Annotated in this window: 11 protein-coding genes; 7 read left to right on the top strand and 4 right to left on the bottom strand. The window is 72.9% G+C overall.

Annotated features, from left to right (window positions below):
* Positions 1 to 20: 20 nt before the first annotated feature.
* Positions 21 to 896 (top strand): NAD(P)H-binding protein, encoded by an 876-nt coding sequence (locus tag ACIA8F_RS36615; protein ID WP_399385360.1) that lies wholly within the window; start codon positions 21 to 23, stop codon positions 894 to 896.
* A gap of 60 nt (positions 897 to 956) precedes the next feature.
* Here ACIA8F_RS36615 and ACIA8F_RS36610 read toward each other — a convergent pair whose 3' ends face one another.
* The 3 genes from ACIA8F_RS36610 to ACIA8F_RS36600 form a co-directional block, all read right to left on the bottom strand.
* A complete protein-coding gene (locus tag ACIA8F_RS36610) occupies positions 957 to 1,595 on the bottom strand; it encodes a LysE family translocator (protein WP_399385359.1) in 639 nt (212 codons plus the stop codon).
* Positions 1,596 to 1,613: 18 nt separating this feature from the next.
* Positions 1,614 to 3,194 carry a B12-binding domain-containing radical SAM protein gene (locus ACIA8F_RS36605; RefSeq protein ID WP_399385358.1) on the bottom strand — a complete coding sequence of 527 codons (1,581 nt, stop codon included), beginning with the start codon at positions 3,192 to 3,194 and terminating at the stop codon, positions 1,614 to 1,616.
* A 355-nt stretch (positions 3,195 to 3,549) separates the two neighbouring features.
* Positions 3,550 to 6,537: a bifunctional [glutamine synthetase] adenylyltransferase/[glutamine synthetase]-adenylyl-L-tyrosine phosphorylase gene (locus ACIA8F_RS36600; RefSeq protein WP_399385357.1), complete on the bottom strand. Its 2,988-nt coding sequence runs from the start codon at positions 6,535 to 6,537 to the stop codon at positions 3,550 to 3,552.
* Positions 6,538 to 7,049: 512 nt separating this feature from the next.
* On the opposite strand from ACIA8F_RS36600, the gene ACIA8F_RS36595 reads away from it, so the two are divergent.
* Positions 7,050 to 9,104, top strand: a complete 2,055-nt coding sequence (locus ACIA8F_RS36595) for a PIG-L family deacetylase (RefSeq protein ID WP_399385356.1) — start codon at positions 7,050 to 7,052, stop codon at positions 9,102 to 9,104.
* 318 nt (positions 9,105 to 9,422) lie between these two features.
* The gene (locus ACIA8F_RS36590) at positions 9,423 to 11,516 is read left to right on the top strand and encodes a PIG-L family deacetylase (protein ID WP_399385355.1); all 2,094 of its coding nucleotides are present in this window, start codon (positions 9,423 to 9,425) and stop codon (positions 11,514 to 11,516) included.
* A gap of 93 nt (positions 11,517 to 11,609) precedes the next feature.
* On the opposite strand, the gene glnA is transcribed toward ACIA8F_RS36590, so the two are convergent.
* Complete coding sequence (glnA, locus tag ACIA8F_RS36585; RefSeq protein ID WP_267757824.1) at positions 11,610 to 12,971, bottom strand: type I glutamate--ammonia ligase; 1,362 nt, start codon at positions 12,969 to 12,971, stop codon at positions 11,610 to 11,612.
* Between the two features lie 172 nt (positions 12,972 to 13,143).
* Between glnA and ACIA8F_RS36580 the strand changes: the two genes are divergently transcribed.
* From ACIA8F_RS36580 to ACIA8F_RS36565, 4 genes are all read left to right on the top strand, one after another.
* Positions 13,144 to 13,545, top strand: a complete 402-nt coding sequence (locus ACIA8F_RS36580; RefSeq protein ID WP_399385354.1) for a hypothetical protein — start codon at positions 13,144 to 13,146, stop codon at positions 13,543 to 13,545.
* A gap of 73 nt (positions 13,546 to 13,618) precedes the next feature.
* Positions 13,619 to 14,272, top strand: coding sequence for a DUF3105 domain-containing protein (locus ACIA8F_RS36575; protein WP_399385353.1), 654 nt, complete (start codon positions 13,619 to 13,621; stop codon positions 14,270 to 14,272).
* A gap of 23 nt (positions 14,273 to 14,295) precedes the next feature.
* Complete coding sequence (locus ACIA8F_RS36570; RefSeq protein WP_399385352.1) at positions 14,296 to 14,985, top strand: DUF305 domain-containing protein; 690 nt, start codon at positions 14,296 to 14,298, stop codon at positions 14,983 to 14,985.
* A gap of 180 nt (positions 14,986 to 15,165) precedes the next feature.
* Positions 15,166 to 15,585 carry a CBS domain-containing protein gene (locus tag ACIA8F_RS36565; RefSeq protein WP_399385351.1) on the top strand — a complete coding sequence of 140 codons (420 nt, stop codon included), beginning with the start codon at positions 15,166 to 15,168 and terminating at the stop codon, positions 15,583 to 15,585.
* Positions 15,586 to 15,674 lie beyond the last annotated feature (89 nt).

The raw sequence follows: 15,674 nt of genomic DNA, 5'->3' as shown, positions 1-15,674 counted from the left end.
CGCACCAGGAGTGAACCGCCATGAGCATCGTCGTCACCGGAGCCACCGGAGCCCTCGGCCGTCTCGTCATCGACGAGTTGCTCGCCCGGGGCGTCCCCGCCGGGGAGATCGCCGCCGTCGTCCGCGACGAGGAGAAGGCCGCCCCGCTCGCCGCCCGGGGCGTCGAACTGCGCCTCGCCGACTACAACGCGCCCGAGACCCTCGCCGGGGCCTTCCGCTCCGGCGACCGCGTCCTGATGATCTCCGGCAGCGAGGTCGGGCAGCGGGTGCCCCAGCACGCCGCCGCGATCGACGCGGCGAAGGCTGCCGGGGTGGCGCAGTTCGCGTACACCGGCATCCTGGGCGGCCCCGAGGCGGACTTCGCGCTGGCCGCCGAGCACCGGGCGACCGAGGAGCTGATCCTCGCCTCCGGGCTGCCGTACACCTTCCTGCGCAACGGCTGGTACACCGAGAACCACACGGGCAACCTGGCGCCGGTGCTCGCGCACGGGGCGGTCCTCTCCAACGCGGGCGAGGGCCGGGTGGCCTCGGCGGCCCGGGCCGACTACGCGGCGGCGGCCGCGGCCGTGCTGACCGGCGAGGGCCACCTGGGCCGGGCGTACGAACTCAGCGGCGATGCGGCCTGGTCCTTCGCGGAGTTCGCGGCGGCGGTGGCGCGGGCCACGGGGCGGGAGATCGCGTACAACCCCGTGACCCCCGAGGCCCACCAGGCCGTCCTCACCGGCGCGGGCGTCCCGGCACCGTTCGCCGAGATCCTGGTCGACGTGGACCTCGCCATCGAGCGCGGCCGCCTGGCCGGCACCTCCGGCGACCTGTCCCGCCTGATCGGCCGCCCCACCACGCCGATGGCCCTGACGGTCGCCGAGGCCGTGGCCTCGGCACGCGGCACCGGCTGACATCGGCGAACGCGCCGACTCGCCCCACAGTGCCGACTCGCCCCGCAGCGCCGACTCGCCTCACAGTGCCGTCACCAAGGTGCCGACGCCCAGCAGCGCCAGGGTGCCCGAGCTGATCCATCCCATCGTGCGGGTGATCTTCGGCTTCTGCAGCCATCCGACCGCCTTGGCGGCCGCCTTGGCCAGGAGCACCAGCCAGGCGACCGCGACCACCCCGTCGATGACGCCGAGGACCATGATCGATCCGAAGCCGGCGTCGTCGGCGGGCAGGAACTGCGGTACGACGGCGAGGAAGAACAGCCCCACCTTCGGATTGAGCAGGCACGAGAACAGTCCGGAGTTCAGGGCCGCCCGGGTGCCGCGTGGAGGCGGTGGGCCGTCTCGTGGCGGAGCGGCGGCGGAGACCTCCTCACCGCGGACGAACTCGATGAATCCGGTGACTCCGAGGTAGAGCAGGTACAGGCCGCCGATCACCTTGACCACGAGGAAGGCGGATGCCGACCTTTCGAGGACGGCGCCCAGGCCGAGCGCCACGATCGCGGCCCACACGAGCGAGCCGATGCCCGATCCGAACGCCGCGGCGACGCCGTAGCGGGCTCCGGAGAGGCTGTACCTGAGGATCAGGAACGTGTCCGGCCCCGGCGTGATCGCCAGGATCAGGCAGAGTCCGGCGAATCCCGTCAGCAGGGTGAGAGTCATCGCGGGGCGCCCCTGCCGTCAGCCGCCGACGGTGACGCCGAGCTGTTTGCCGTAGTCGCGCACTTCGGCCCTGGCACCGGCCAGGTCGTCCAGGGTGAGGCCCGGCATCACCGACTCCACGTAGTCCGCCATCGCCTCCTCCCTGTCGATGATGTCCTTGCCCCGCCACTTCCTGGCCCGCAGTTCGTGCTCCTGCCGGCTGGGCATCGACAGTGCGAGCTCGTCGGCGTTCGCGCGGGCCAGCGCCGGGTCCAGCAGCATCTTGAAGTCCAGGGATCCCGGCTCGGGGGACAGCACTTCTACGTCGAGGGAGGCGATGGCGCCGGCCCCGGAGGCCAGCAGCGCCTTCATGGAGTCGATGTTCTCCCGCATCAGCGCGGCGTCCATGCCCAGATGGCCGATGACGAAGCCGACTTTGAGGAGGAGGCCGTTGTTCTTGGCCGACTGGAGCGCCTTCACGTTGTGGTCGAACATCTTCTCGGCGCGGAACCGGGAGTCGCTCTCGCGGATCGACACCAGGGGTTTGCGCATCGCCTGCAGGGAGACCGGGGTCCCCGCGTCGAGCCCGACCATGAGCTGACGTACGCCGAGCGCCCGCAGGTTGGCGGCGTGCCGCTCGTCGGACAGGCCGTCCGCCCGGGCGTAGCCCACCATCACGGGGCGGTCGTCTTCGGAGAGGTCCGCCCACCATCCGGGCGGTGAGCCGACCATCTCCCGCAGCAGCCTGCCGAAGGTCAGGGGCAGTTCGTCGGCGGTCAGGTAGAGGTAGTCGTAGCCGGACGCGTGCGCCGAGCGGATCACTTCCCACGCCGATTCCCCGTCGGGGACTGAGTTGCGCCACATGCCGCCGAACTGGATCGAGCAGAAGGAACAGGCGTCGTTCCGGGCGAACTTGATGCACCCCCGGCCGATCTCGACGGGCATTCCCGCGGTCACCCTGCGGCCCGTCAAGTGCTCGAAGGTCGGCACGACCCGGCTGCCGAAATTGCCGTCGTACAGCGACGAGTGATCGAAGACGGCGTCGATCAGCGAGTAGTCGATCCGGGTGTAGACGGGCTCGCTCCGCTGCGGCTGCACCGTCATGTCCGTGCCGTCGAAACGGGCGAGGCCGGGATAGACGCCACCCGCCACCGCACCGCCGCCGCGGAGGGTGGCTATGAGATCGACGAGGCTGCCGACGACCTCGTTCCCGATGAACGCGTAGTCGATCACCCCTCGTTGCGAGGACAGGCACTCGCGGGGAAGCGCCGTCACGTGGTCGTTGCCCACGATCGTGACGATCCGGCTGTTCACGCGCTTGGCGGCGGCGCATAAGTGCAGTCCGGCCTCGTAGGTGGCGGTGAGCGCGCTGACGCACAGCGCGAGGATGTCGCCGGCGTTGTCCTCGACGTAGGCGAGCACCTCCGGCCAGGGCATCACGGTCCCGTCGATGTACACCGGATCGACGCCGGGGACGGATCGCAGCGCGGAGGCCAGGGTGAGGATCCCGAGGTTGGGGAAATCGGACCAGTCGGTGTGCTCCTCGGGCCGGGTGACCGTGCAGGAAACTCCGTCCAGAACGGTGTTGGAGTTCGGCGGGCTGACCACAAGTACCTTCATCTTGACTCTCCCCCGTGCTTGCCATGGACGTGCATGGGACCCCACACCCACCGAGGCGCCAATGGCGACGAAACGGTTGATTCCATTCCGCTCCGGGCGTGGGCTCTGGTATCAGGGACGCTACGGATCGCCGCTCACGCGCTCTACGGAATCCCGCTATGCGAGATGGGTCGGAATCGGATGATCCATGAGGTTCCGCTACGGTTTCAGCCCGCCCCGAGGGGACCGAATCCCCTGGCCGGAGGTCGGCGAAACGTGACATGAGCAACAGGGCTGTTACACCTGGCAGTTGACGTTCCGGTGGGCGTGTCGCGCACGCCCACCGCGTCCGTCGCGCACGCCCGGCCGCGTCCGCCTATCCCGCGTAGAACAGCTCGTCCACCACGCCCCTCGCGCGGCGGGTGATGCGGCGGTAGTCCTCCAGCATGTCGCCGACCGTCCCCTCCGCGTAGCCCAGGTAGCGGCCGACCGCCGCCAGTTCCCGGGCCTCCGAGGGGAAGGTGTCGCCCGCGCGGCCGCGGACCAGCATCACGGCGTTGCGGACCCGGGTGGCCAGCACCCAGGCCTCGTCCAGGATCTGCGCCTCCTCGGTCGGGATCAGCCCGGCCGCGTGCGCGGCGGCGAGGGCCTCGCGGGTCCGGGTCGTGCGCAGGCCCGGCTGCGCCCAGGCGTGCCGCATCTGGATCAGCTGGACGGTCCACTCGACGTCGCTGAGGCCGCCGCGGCCCAGTTTGGTGTGCAGGGTCGGGTCGGCGCCCCTGGGCAGGCGTTCGGATTCCATCCGGGCCTTCAGGCGCCGGATCTCGCGGACGGCGTCCTCGCCGAGGCCTTCCACCGGGTAGCGCAGCGGGTCGATCAGCTCGATGAAGCGCCGGCCGAGGTCGAGGTCGCCGGCCACCGGTTCGGCGCGCAGCAGCGCCTGGGACTCCCAGGTCAGGGCCCAGCGCCGGTAGTAGGCGGCGTAGGAGGGCAGGGTGCGGACCAGGGGGCCGGAGCGGCCTTCGGGGCGCAGGTCCGCGTCGATGAGCAGCGGCGGGTCCGCGGTGGGCAGCTGGAGGAGCCTGCGCATCTCGGCGATGACGTTGTGGGCGGCCTTGGCGGCCTCCTGTTCGTCGACTCCCTCGCGCGGCTCGTGGACGAAGAGGACGTCCGCGTCGGAGCCGTAGGCGAGCTCGTGACCGCCGAAGCGGCCGACGCCGATGACCGCGAAGCGGGTGGGCAGGGTGTCGCCCCAGTGGCCCTGGACGGCGGCGCGCAGGGCCCCGGCGACGGTGGCGGCGGTGAGTTCGGAGACGGCTCGGCCGACCCGGTCGACCAGTGCTCCGTGGTCCTCCTCGGCCGGGCTGTCCTCCGTGCCGTAGGAGCCGATGATGTCCGCGGCGGTCGTACGGAACAGCTCGCGGCGGCGCACTCCGCGGGCGGCGGCCACCCCGGCCTCCGGGTTCTCGGCGCGGCCGACGGCGGCGAGCACCTCCTGCTCCAGCGCCTCGTGGGTACGGGGAACCAGTCCTTCGGGGTCGCCCAGCAGGGCCACCGCCTCGGGTGCGCGCAGGAGGAGGTCGGGGGCGAGGCGTCCGGCGGAGAGCACCCGGGCGAGGTTCTCCGCGGCGGCGCCCTCGTCGCGCAGGAGGCGCAGGTACCAGGGGGTCCGGCCGAGGGCGTCGGAGACCTTGCGGAAGTTCAGCAGGCCGGCGTCCGGATCGGCGGAGTCGGCGAACCAGCCGAGGAGCACGGGCAGCAGGGTGCGCTGGATGGCGGCGGCGCGGGTGACCCCGGAGGCCAGGGCTTCCAGGTGGCGCAGGGCCGCGGCCGGATCGGCGTACCCGAGGGCTTCCAGGCGCTGCCCGGCGGCGCGCGGGGAGAGCCGGGTCTCGCCGGGGGCGAGCTGGGCCACGGCGTCGAGGAGCGGCCGGTAGAAGATCTTCTCGTGCAGGCGGCGGACGACGGAGGCGTGCCGGCGCCAGGCCTTGTTGAGTTCGGCGACGGGCTCGGTGCGCAGGCCCAGCGAGCGGCCCAGGCGCCGCAGGTCGGCCTCGTCCTCGGGGACGAGGTGGGTGCGGCGCAGCCGGTAGAGCTGGATGCGGTGCTCCATGGCCCGCAGGAAGCGGTACGCGTCGTGGAGCTGGGCGGCGTCGGTGCGCCCGACGTAGCCGCCGGCGGCGAGGGCGGTGAGCGCGTCGAGGGTGGTGCCGGAGTGCAGGGTGGCGTCGGAGCGGCCGTGCACGAGCTGGAGCAGCTGGACGGCGAACTCGACGTCGCGCAGGCCCCCGGGGCCGAGCTTCAGCTCGCGCTCGACCTGGGCGGCGGGGATGTTGTCGACGACGCGGCGGCGCATCTTCTGGACGTCGGGGACGAAGTTCTCGCGCTCGGCGGCCTGCCAGACGAGGGGAGTTATGGCGGCGATGTACTCGGCGCCGAGCGTCTCGTCGCCCGCGACGGCGCGGGCCTTGAGGAGGGCCTGGAACTCCCAGGTCTTGGCCCAGCGCTGGTAGTAGGCGAGGTGGGAGGCGAGGGTGCGGACCAGCGGACCGTTTCTGCCCTCGGGGCGGAGGTTGGCGTCGACCGGCCAGATGGTGCCTTCGACGGTGGTCTCGGAGCAGATCCGCATGAGGTGGGAGGCGAGCCGGGTGGCGGCCTGGACGGCTTTGCCCTCGTCGGCGCCGGGGGCCGCGTCGCCGACGAAGATGACGTCGACGTCGGAGACGTAGTTCAGCTCGTTGCCGCCGCACTTGCCCATGGCGATGACGGCGAGCCGGCAGACGGCCGCGTCCTCGGGGGCGGCGGCGCTCGCGATGCGCAGGGCCGCACGGAGGGTGGCGGTGGCCAGGTCGGCGAGCTCGGCGGCGGTCTGGGCGACGTCGATGGTCCCGCAGACGTCGCGGGCGGCGATGGAGAGCAGGCAGCGGCGGTAGGCGATGCGCAGGGCGACGGGGTCGTGGGCGCCGGCCAGCCCGTTCTCGAACTCGGGGAGCCCGGGGTGCAGATCGGCCGCCTCGTAGGTGACGAGGGCCTGCCAGTCGCGGGGGTGGCGGGCGAGGTGGTCGCCGAGGGCCTCGGAGGCGCCGAGGACACCGAGCAGGCGGTCGCGCAGGGGTTTGGCACTGACCAGGGTGTCCAGGAGGACGGGCAGCTCCTCGGGGGCCTGCGCCTCGGCGATCCGGACCAGCCCGAGGAGGGCGAGGTCGGGATCGGCGGTGGCCCCGAGAGCGTCGAGGAGCACCGGATCGGTGCGTACGGCGGCCAGCGCGTCGGTGTCGAGCAGCCGGGCGGCGGCCGAGGGGTCGGTGAACCCGCTGCGCAGCAGCCGGCTGAAGGTACTGCTCCTGCGTCCCGGGACTGTCATCCCGCCGCCTCCCGCGTACGTCGGCCTGCCCTTGCCTCTGCCCTGGCGGGGCGGTTTCGCGGGGTGCCGTCTTTGGCGGGTGTCGCCTCCGGCAGGGTCCGCGCTTCCGCCCGGGGAGAGCCTAGCCGGAGCAGGCGTTCGACTCACCGCATGCCCAATGGGACTAATTGTCGGATTTTTGGCACACTTGTCCCGCAATGGGGCCCGCTCCCCGCGTACCGGCCAGGAGGAGCCCCGTGTCAGACCCCGAACCCCCGTCCGACCAACCGTCAGCCCGGCGGAACGACGGCCCCGGCGGCGGCCGATCGGGCAGCCGGGACCAAAGCCCCTCCGGCAGCCGGGGCGAAGGCCCTGCCGGAGCCGACAGCCGGAGCGCAGCCCCCGCCGGGGCCGGCAGCCGGGGCGAAGGCCCCGCCGGGGCCCGGGCGCGGCGGGCCCCGGCGGCCGCCCGCAGGCGGCGGGGCCGGGTCGTCAAGGCCGTCGGGTTCTGTGCGGCGGCCGCCGCCGGGGGGATGCTGCTGGTCCGGGGCACCGGGGCGGTCGAGGCCCTCGCCCGCCACCCCGCCGCCGACGGCAAGGCGGTGGGCGCCGCCACCGGGGCCGCCTCCGGGGCCGCCGACCCGGCGGCACCCGCGGACCCCGGCCGGGTGCTCCAGATCGTGGCGCACCCCGACGACGACCTCTACTTCATGAACCCGGACCTGCGCTATTCGATAGCGGCGGGCCACCCCGTCACCTCCGTGTACCTCACCTCCGGCGAGGCCGACGGGATCAACGCGGACGACGCCCGGGCGGCCGCCACCCCGCCCGACAAGCCCGCCTACGCCGAGGCCCGCCAGAACGGCATCCGCGCCGCCTACGCGAAGATGGCCACCGGCGACCGGGACAGCCCCTGGCGGCGCACGGTCGTGCCCACCGCGGGCGGCGGCCGCGCCGAGGTGGACCTCCTCACCGCGAAGCCGCAGGTCAACCTGGTCTGGCTGCAGATGCGCGAGGCCGGCAACGTGTGGGCGGACCGGCCCGACAGCCTGCACGGCCTCTGGGACGGCAAGGTCCCCCGGCTGGAGTCGATGATCGCCTCCGGATCCCCGGTCAAGCAACGGTTCACGTACACCAAGGACCAGGTCGTACGGACCCTCGTCGGGCTCCTGACGCAGTACGGGCCGACCACCGTCCGCTCCCAGGACCCGTCGCCCGGCCGGTTCCCCGGCAACAGGCACTACACCGACCACCAGGACCACTTCTACGGCGCCCGCTTCGTCCAGGTCGCGCTCGGCGCCTACGCGAAGGAGGTCAAGGACCGTCCGCACTTCTCCGTGCAGAACTACCTCGGCTACTTCAACGGCTCCCTCCCCAGCGCCCTCGGCCCGGACGAGGCCCGGACCAAGCTCGACATCCTGGACACCTATGCCTGGACCGACCGGCTGAACGACTGCGGCAGCGCCGCCGGCTGCGGGGACCTGAAGGTCGCCGGCCACCCGTCCGGCAACCACTGGACCTCCTCCATCAACTACGCCCGCGGCACCGCCACCTCCTGGCTGACCTCCGACAAGGAGCACGGGCTGTGGGCGTTCAAGGTGCTCGACGGGCAGCTCGCCCTCTGGCACCGCGACGGCCTGCTCGGCGCCTGGAGCGGCCCGCGGCTGCTCCCCGGCGCCGCCGGCACCGTCATGGACCAGGGCATCTCCACCGTGACGCTGGGCGACGGCCGGATCGCCGCCTTCGGCATCCGCACCTCCTTCGGCGCCCGGCCCGCCGACTACCGGCGCGAGGTCGTCTACACCGTCCAGCGGGCGCCCGGCGCCCAGGAGTTCGGAGCGTGGACGGCCCTCGGTACGCCGGAGACCTCCGACGAGAACTGGACCTCCGACATCAGCGCGCCCGCGGTGGCCCTCGACGGCTCCGGGCAGCTCGCGGTCTACGTGCGCGACGGCGCGTACACCCTGCGCGGGCGGGTGCAGTCACCGGGCGGCAGCTGGGGCCCGTGGGACGCGTACGGCGGCTCCGACCTGCACGGCAGCCCGGTCGCCGCGACCGACGCCGCGGGCCGGCGCATCGTCCTGGCCGCGACCACCAAGAGCGTGCTGGGCTGGGCCCAGCCGAAGGCCGGCGCCCCGCTCGGCCCCGCCACCGCGACCGGGCTGCCCGCGCCCGCGCTGCCGATCACGGCGCAGAGCAGTGAGAACGGCGTACGGCTGTGGTTCCGCAAGCCGGACTCGGGCGGGGTCGCCACCGCCCTGTTCACGGGCGCCGGCGGGCTGAAGGCGAGCGCGCTCACCGACGTGGGCGGGCTGTCGGGCTTCGGCTCGGTGACGGCGAGCGGCCACCTGCTGGCCGGGCGGGCGGCGGGCGGGGAACTGGGCTCGGACCTGGGCCTCGGCCGGCCGTGGGCGACGTCGCCGCTGATGTTCGTCGGGGCGCCCTCCTCGACGATGAACGGCAAGAGCACGGTCGACCTGGCGGTCATGGGACTGGACGGGCGCCTGTACGTGACCTCGTCGGCGGACGACGCGGACGCGCACCTGACTCCGTGGCAGCCGGTGGGCCGGCCGAACGGCTCGCCGTGACGGGCCGGCCGGCCCTGAGGCGGCCCTGAGCCTGCCCTGAGACCGTCCTGACGGTCCGGTAACGGTCTGCGCCCACCCATCAACGCCCCCAAGGGGGGCGTTTTTTGGTGTGCGCGGACGGTGGCGGGCGGCCCCCTGTCGGCGCTGTGACCGCGGACACGTACGAACCGCCCGCAAGGGGCGTACGCGGGCGGCCATGTCCACACATCTGAACTCATCGGCGAAACGGGTGAACCAACTGGCCCGGATCGGCCTCTCAGTGACTGACCGACAGCTTCACCCGGTTCTTCCTGCCGGAACGACCCCAAGGCGCAGCCGATGCCCGTATCCCGCCGACGTTTCCTCCTCGCGACCGTGGTCCCGATGCTGACCATCGGGGTCACCGGCGCGCTCGCCGTCGCCTCCGGCCAGCAGACCGCTGCCGAGGCCGTCCCGGGAACCGACTCCTCGGCCGTCCTCCCGGTGAGCGCCACCGCCGGCTCGGTCGTCCAGATCGTCGCCCACCCGGACGACGACCTGTTCTTCATGAACCCGGACCTCAGCCGCTCCCTGGCCTCCGGCACCCCGCTCACCACCCTCTACCTCACCGCCGGCGAGGCCGACGGCCGCAACGAGGCCAACGGCGGTGCCGCCAAGGACCCGCAGCAGCCCGCCGACCGCGGCCACTACGCGGAGGCCCGGCAGAACGGCATACGGTCCGCCTACGCGCAGATGGCCACCGGCGAACGCACCAGCCCGTGGCGCCGTACGGTCATCCCCACCGCGGGCGGCGGCCGCGCCGAGCTCGACGTCCTCGTCGCGAAGCCGCGGATCAACCTGGTCTGGCTGCAGCTGCGCGAGGCCCGCGCCCCGGTCTCCGACACCCCGGACAGCCTGCGCGGCCTGTGGAACGGCCGAATACCGGCGCTCACCCCGCAGCCCGCCGCCGGCACCCCGGTGACGCAGCCGTCCGCGTACACCAAGGACCAGGTGATAGCGGCGATATCGGGGATCCTGGAGCTGTACAAGCCGACGACGATACGGATGCAGGACCCGTCGCCGGGCCGGTACCTCGATACCGGACGGCTCACCGACCATCAGGACCACATGTACGCGGCGCGGTTCGCGCAGGCCGGGGCCGCCTCGTACGCCGCGCGGGTCCCGGTCGGGCAGCGGCCCCGCTTCACGGTGCAGAACTACCTCGGCTACCACAACGGCACCCTGCCGCACACGCTGGACCCGCAGACGGCCGAGACGAAGACCGGCTACCTGAAGACGTACGCCTGGCAGGACAAGCAGAACTACTGCGGCTCGCGCTCCGGTTGCGGCGACCGCAAGGTGGCGGGCAGCCCGACCGGCCGCAACTGGGCCCAGTCGCTGCGGTACGCACGCGGCGACCACTCCTCCTGGCTGGTGCAGGGCACGACCGGCCGGCTGTACGCCTTCGCCGTCCTCGACGGCCAGATGGCCGTCTGGAACCGCGGGGCCGGCACCGGCCCCGGCGCCGCCTGGCAGGGCCCGGCCATGCTCCCGGGCACCGGCATCGACCCCGGCGCGAGCACCGCCCGCCTCCCCGACGGGCGCGTCGCCGTCCTCGCGACCCGGACCGTCTTCGGCGACCGGCCGCAGGAGTACCGGCGCGAGATCGTCTACGCCGCCCAGTCCGTGCCCGGCGGTCCGTTCGGGGCGTGGGTCTCGCTGGGCACCCCGGAGCCCGGCGACGAGCCCGGCACCTCCTCGATCAGCGCGCCCTCGGCCGTCTGCGACCCCGACGGGCGGCTGACGGTGTACGTCCGCGACTCCCGCCGCGCCCTGCTGGCCCGCACCCAGGAGCCCTCGGGAGCCTTCGGCGGCTGGCAGCACCTGGGCGGCGCCGACCTCCAGTCCGACCCGGTGGCGGCCACCGACTCCGCCGGGCGCCGCCACGTCTACGCCGCCACCACCCAGTCGGTGCTGGCCTGGATCCAGCCCGCCCCGGGCGCCCCGCTGGCCGGCCCCTTCCCGACCGGGCTCCCGGCCACCACCGTCCCCCTCACCGCCGCCCCGGAGGCGGCGGGCGTCCGCCTCTACTTCCGGCGCCCCGACTCCGGGGTCGTCCGCACCGCCCTGGTCACGGCGGCCGGCGCCGCCACGAAGCCGGCCGTCTCCAGCGTCACCGAGGCCGGCGGCCGGGCCGGCTACGGCGCGGTGGGCGTGGCGGGCCGCCTCATATCGGGCCGCGCCGACTCGGGCACCATCAGCACCACGGGCCTCGGCGGCCCGCCGGCCTGGTCGGAGTCCCGCATGCTCTACGCGGGCGCCCCGGCAGGCATCCAGGAACCGGGCGGCGCCCTGACGATGACGGTCCTCGGCCTGGACGCCGAACTCCACGTGGCCACCTCCCTCCCCGTCCCCACCCGCACCACCTGGCACCCGGCGATCCCGCCGGCGTAGCCGCGCCGCGGCCCCCGGGGCCCGGCACACACGCCTCCGGGCCGCCGGTCGGTGACCGGCGGCCCGGAGGCGGTGTGGTGCGGGAGCCCGGGGTTACAGCACCGGCATCATCTTGCGGAGTTCGAAGGCCGTGACCTCCGAGCGGTACTCCTCCCACTCCTGCTTCTTGTTGCGCAGGAAGAAGTCGAAGACGTGCTCGCCGAGGGTTTCGGCCACCAGTTCGCTGCGTTCCATCAGGGCGATGGCCTCGCCGAGGTTCTGCGGGAGGGGTTCGATGCCCATCGCGCGGCGTTCCGCGTCGGAGAGGGCCCAGACGTCGTCGTCGGCGCCGGCCGGGAGCTCGTAGCCCTCCTCGATGCCCTTGAGGCCCGCGGCCAGGAGGACGGCGTAGGTGAGGTACGGGTTGGCGCCCGAGTCGATCGAGCGGACCTCCACGCGGGAGGAGCCCGTCTTGCCCGGCTTGTACATCGGGACGCGGATCAGGGCCGAGCGGTTGTTGTGGCCCCAGCAGATGTACGAGGGGGCCTCGCCGCCGGAGCCGGCGGTGCGCGAGGAGCCGCCCCAGATGCGCTTGTAGGAGTTGACCCACTGGTTGGTCACGGCGGCGGTCTCCGCCGCGTGCCTGAGCAGGCCCGCGATGAAGGAACGGCCGACCTTGGAGAGCTGGTACTCGGCGCCCGACTCGTAGAAGGCGTTGCGGTCGCCCTCGAAGAGGGAGAGGTGGGTGTGCATGCCCGAACCGGGGTACTCCGAGAAGGGCTTCGGCATGAAGGTGGCCTGGACGCCCTGTTCCAGGGCGACCTGCTTCATGACCAGGCGGAAGGTCATGATGTTGTCGGCCGTCGAGAGGGCGTCGGCGTAGCGCAGGTCGATCTCCTGCTGGCCGGGGGCGCCCTCGTGGTGACTGAACTCGACCGAGATGCCCATGGATTCGAGCATCGTGATCGCCTGGCGGCGGAAGTCCATGCCGACGTTCTGCGGGGTGTGGTCGAAGTAGCCCGAGTTGTCGGCCGGGGTGGGCCTGGTGCCGTCCAGCGGCTTGTCCTTCAGCAGGAAGAACTCGATCTCCGGGTGGGTGTAGAAGGTGAAGCCCAGGTCGGAGGTCTTGTTCAGGATGCGCTTGAGGACGTACCGCGGGTCCGCGTAGGAGGGCGAGCCGTCCGGCATCAGGATGTCGCAGAACATCCGCGCCGTTCCGGGGGCCTCCGCGCGCCACGGCAGTATCTGGAAGGTGCTCGGGTCTGGCTTGGCGATCATGTCGGACTCGTAGACCCGCGCGAACCCCTCGATCGCCGAGCCGTCGAACCCGATGCCCTCGTCAAAGGCCTGTTCCAGCTCCGCCGGCGCGACCGCCACGGACTTCAGGAAGCCCAGCACGTCGGTGAACCACAGGCGCACGAAGCGGATGTCGCGCTCCTCGAGCGTCCGGAGGACGAATTCCTGCTGCTTGTCCATGGCTTCATCCTCGCAGTTCAGGCGGCCTGTGCACCACAGCCGCGGGGGCGTGGGCACAGTCGGGCCGCCCCAGTATCGCCAGCGGTGGTTTCCGCCAGATTACGCACCCCCGAAAGCCGGTGGCACCCCCGCACTGACCTTCGGCCGGTCATGAGCATTACCATCGGCGCCCATGGGGGGCCATGCGCATGACGAGCAGGGACGTCGGAGACGTCCGCTGCTCCGCCGTGCCGTCCTCCTGATGGCCTTCGGGGTGCTGGCCGGCGGGGCGTTCCTCTGCTGGCCCGCCGGGGCCGGGCATCCGGCCGCCGCGGCGGCGGTCACCTGGGCCGGGCACACCGCGCACGCTCCCGGCGCGCAGCGCGCCGTCTGCGTGGCGCCGTACGACCGGCCGGGCTGCTCCCCGCTCTCGCACGTGCTCCCCGGGCTCCTGCCGCCGGCGCCACCCGCGGTCCCGGCGGCCGGCGGGGTGTCCGCGCCCGCGGAGCGGCCCGGGCCGGCGGCGCGGATCCGGACCCCCGCGGCGCTCGCACGCGGCCCCGACCTGTACGCCCTGCAGGTGCTGCGGACCTGACCGGTCCCGGTCCGACTGCGCTCGGGCAGCGCGTACTCCCCTCCACCCCCCTCAGCACGAAGGATTCAGGGCCATGGCCAGCAGGAAGTCCGAAACCAACAGCTCCCGCCAGGCGCGGATAGCCGAGATGCGCCGCGCCGACCAGTCACGCGACCGGCGCAACAAGGCCATCGCGATCACCACGTCGGCCGCCATCGTCACCGCGCTCATCGGCTTCGGCGCATGGGTGATGATCAACGAGCAGAACAAGACGGAGGCCAAGGAGGCCGCCGCCAAGGCGCCCGTCGCCGGCGAGCAGACCTGGGACGCCAAGAAGCTCGGCCGCAACCACGTCGAGACCCCGGTGAAGTACGAGATGAACCCGCCGGTCGGCGGGGACCACAACCCCCGCTGGATGAACTGCAACGGCGACGTCTACAAGAACCCGATCCCCGAGGTCAACGCCGTCCACTCGCTGGAGCACGGCGCCGTGTGGGTGACGTACAACGAGAAGGCCGCCCCGGCCGACGTCGAGAAGCTCGCCGGCACGGTGGCCAAGCGCCCGTACACGCTGATGAGCCCCGTCAAGGAGCAGGCCGGCACGATCATGCTCAGCGCGTGGGGCAAGCAGCTGACGGTGGACAACGCGGACGACGCCCGGGTGGCCACGTTCCTCACCAAGTACGTGCAGGGCCCGCAGACCCCCGAGCCGGGCGCGGCCTGCACGAACGGGCTGGCCGACAAGTGACCCGTACGGCCGGCAGCGGTTCCGTGGCCCGTACATACTGGGCCGCGGGCTCGGCCGTGGGCCTGGCGCTGCTCTTCGCGGTGGGGGCCACGGTCGCCACCGCGGGGGGCGCCGATTCCGCCCCCGAGGCCTCCCGTACGCCCGGGCTCTACTCCGCCGACGCGGGCTTCGCCCGGGACATGGCGGTGCACCACCAGCAGGCGGTGGAGATGTCCTTCATCGTGCGGGACCGCACGAAGGACGAGCCGGTGCGCGTCCTCGCCTACGACATCGCCAACACCCAGGCCAACCAGCGCGGCATGCTGCTGGGCTGGCTGGACATGTGGGGCCTGCCCAAGGTGGTGGCCGACGAGCCGCCGATGTCCTGGATGGGGGCGGGCGACGCGCACGGCACGGCCGGGCACGACATGGCGGGACACGACATGGGCGGGGCCGTCACCAAGCCCGGCGCGCTGATGCCCGGCATGGCCACCAAGGAGGACCTGGCCCGGCTCGGCTCCGCGGAGGGCCGGGACGCCGAGGTGCTCTACCTGCGGCTGATGACCGACCACCACAAGGGCGGCGTCGCCATGGCCCAGGGGTGCGCCGACGTGTGCGCGAACCCGGCCGAGCGGGCGCTGGCCCAGGGCATGGTCGAAGCCCAGCAGTCGGAACTCCGGCTGATGGCCGACATGCTGAAGCAGCGCGGGGCGGATCCGACGGCCGCGGAATGACCCGCCGTCCGGGTGCGGCGCCCCGCCTGGGGCTCCGCACCCGGACCCCCCGCGCGTCACCCGTACGGCCCCCTCCCGTCCTCGCCGGGTCGCGTACTCCGAACGGGCGAACGACGATGAGGACGCCGAGGCGGGCGCATCCGTGCCCGGCCGTTACGGCGTGCTCAGGAGGTTGACGAGATGACCACCGCCGGAGAGATCATGCACCGCGGGGCCCAGTGGATCCCCGCCACCGAGACCCTGGACCGGGCCGCTCAGCTGATGAGCCGGCTCAATGTGGGCGCCCTGCCCATCAGTGATTCCAACGAACGGCTCTGCGGCATCCTGACCGACCGCGACATCGTCATCGGCTGTGTGGCCAAGGGGCACGACCCGTCGAAGATCACGGCCGGCGACATGGCGCAGGGCACCCCGCGCTGGATCGACGCGGGCGCGGACGTCTCCGAGGTGCTGGAGGAGATGCAGAGCCACCAGATCCGCCGGCTTCCCGTCATCGACAACAAGCGGCTGGTCGGAATGATCAGCGAGGCCGATCTGGCCAAGCACCTCTCGGACGAGCAGATAGCGGGCTGGGCCGAGAGGGTCTACGCCCGCGGCTAGGCCGTCTCTTTCGGATCTTGCCGGGCCCGCGACGCCCGGCACCGCACCCGGCCGCACTGCCGGGGCGACCACGTACGCCCAGTACGCGA

The sequence above is a fragment of the Streptomyces sp. NPDC051563 genome (assembly GCF_044454225.1).
In the GTDB taxonomy this organism is placed as follows: Bacteria; Actinomycetota; Actinomycetes; order Streptomycetales; family Streptomycetaceae; genus Streptomyces.
Note: the sequence above shows the minus strand (reverse complement) of the source record. Positions and strands in the feature narration are given on the sequence as shown.

Coding starts and splice junctions, on each gene's coding strand:
- ACIA8F_RS36565 (WP_399385351.1), top strand. CDS start 15,166: ATGACCACCGCCGGAGAGATCATGCACCGCGGGGCCCAGTGGATCCCC.
- ACIA8F_RS36575 (WP_399385353.1), top strand. CDS start 13,619: ATGGCCAGCAGGAAGTCCGAAACCAACAGCTCCCGCCAGGCGCGGATA.
- ACIA8F_RS36595 (WP_399385356.1), top strand. CDS start 7,050: ATGCTGCTGGTCCGGGGCACCGGGGCGGTCGAGGCCCTCGCCCGCCAC.
- ACIA8F_RS36590 (WP_399385355.1), top strand. CDS start 9,423: ATGCCCGTATCCCGCCGACGTTTCCTCCTCGCGACCGTGGTCCCGATG.
- glnA (WP_267757824.1), bottom strand. CDS start 12,971: ATGGACAAGCAGCAGGAATTCGTCCTCCGGACGCTCGAGGAGCGCGAC.
- ACIA8F_RS36605 (WP_399385358.1), bottom strand. CDS start 3,194: ATGAAGGTACTTGTGGTCAGCCCGCCGAACTCCAACACCGTTCTGGAC.
- ACIA8F_RS36615 (WP_399385360.1), top strand. CDS start 21: ATGAGCATCGTCGTCACCGGAGCCACCGGAGCCCTCGGCCGTCTCGTC.
- ACIA8F_RS36610 (WP_399385359.1), bottom strand. CDS start 1,595: ATGACTCTCACCCTGCTGACGGGATTCGCCGGACTCTGCCTGATCCTG.
- ACIA8F_RS36600 (WP_399385357.1), bottom strand. CDS start 6,537: ATGACAGTCCCGGGACGCAGGAGCAGTACCTTCAGCCGGCTGCTGCGC.
- ACIA8F_RS36580 (WP_399385354.1), top strand. CDS start 13,144: ATGGGGGGCCATGCGCATGACGAGCAGGGACGTCGGAGACGTCCGCTG.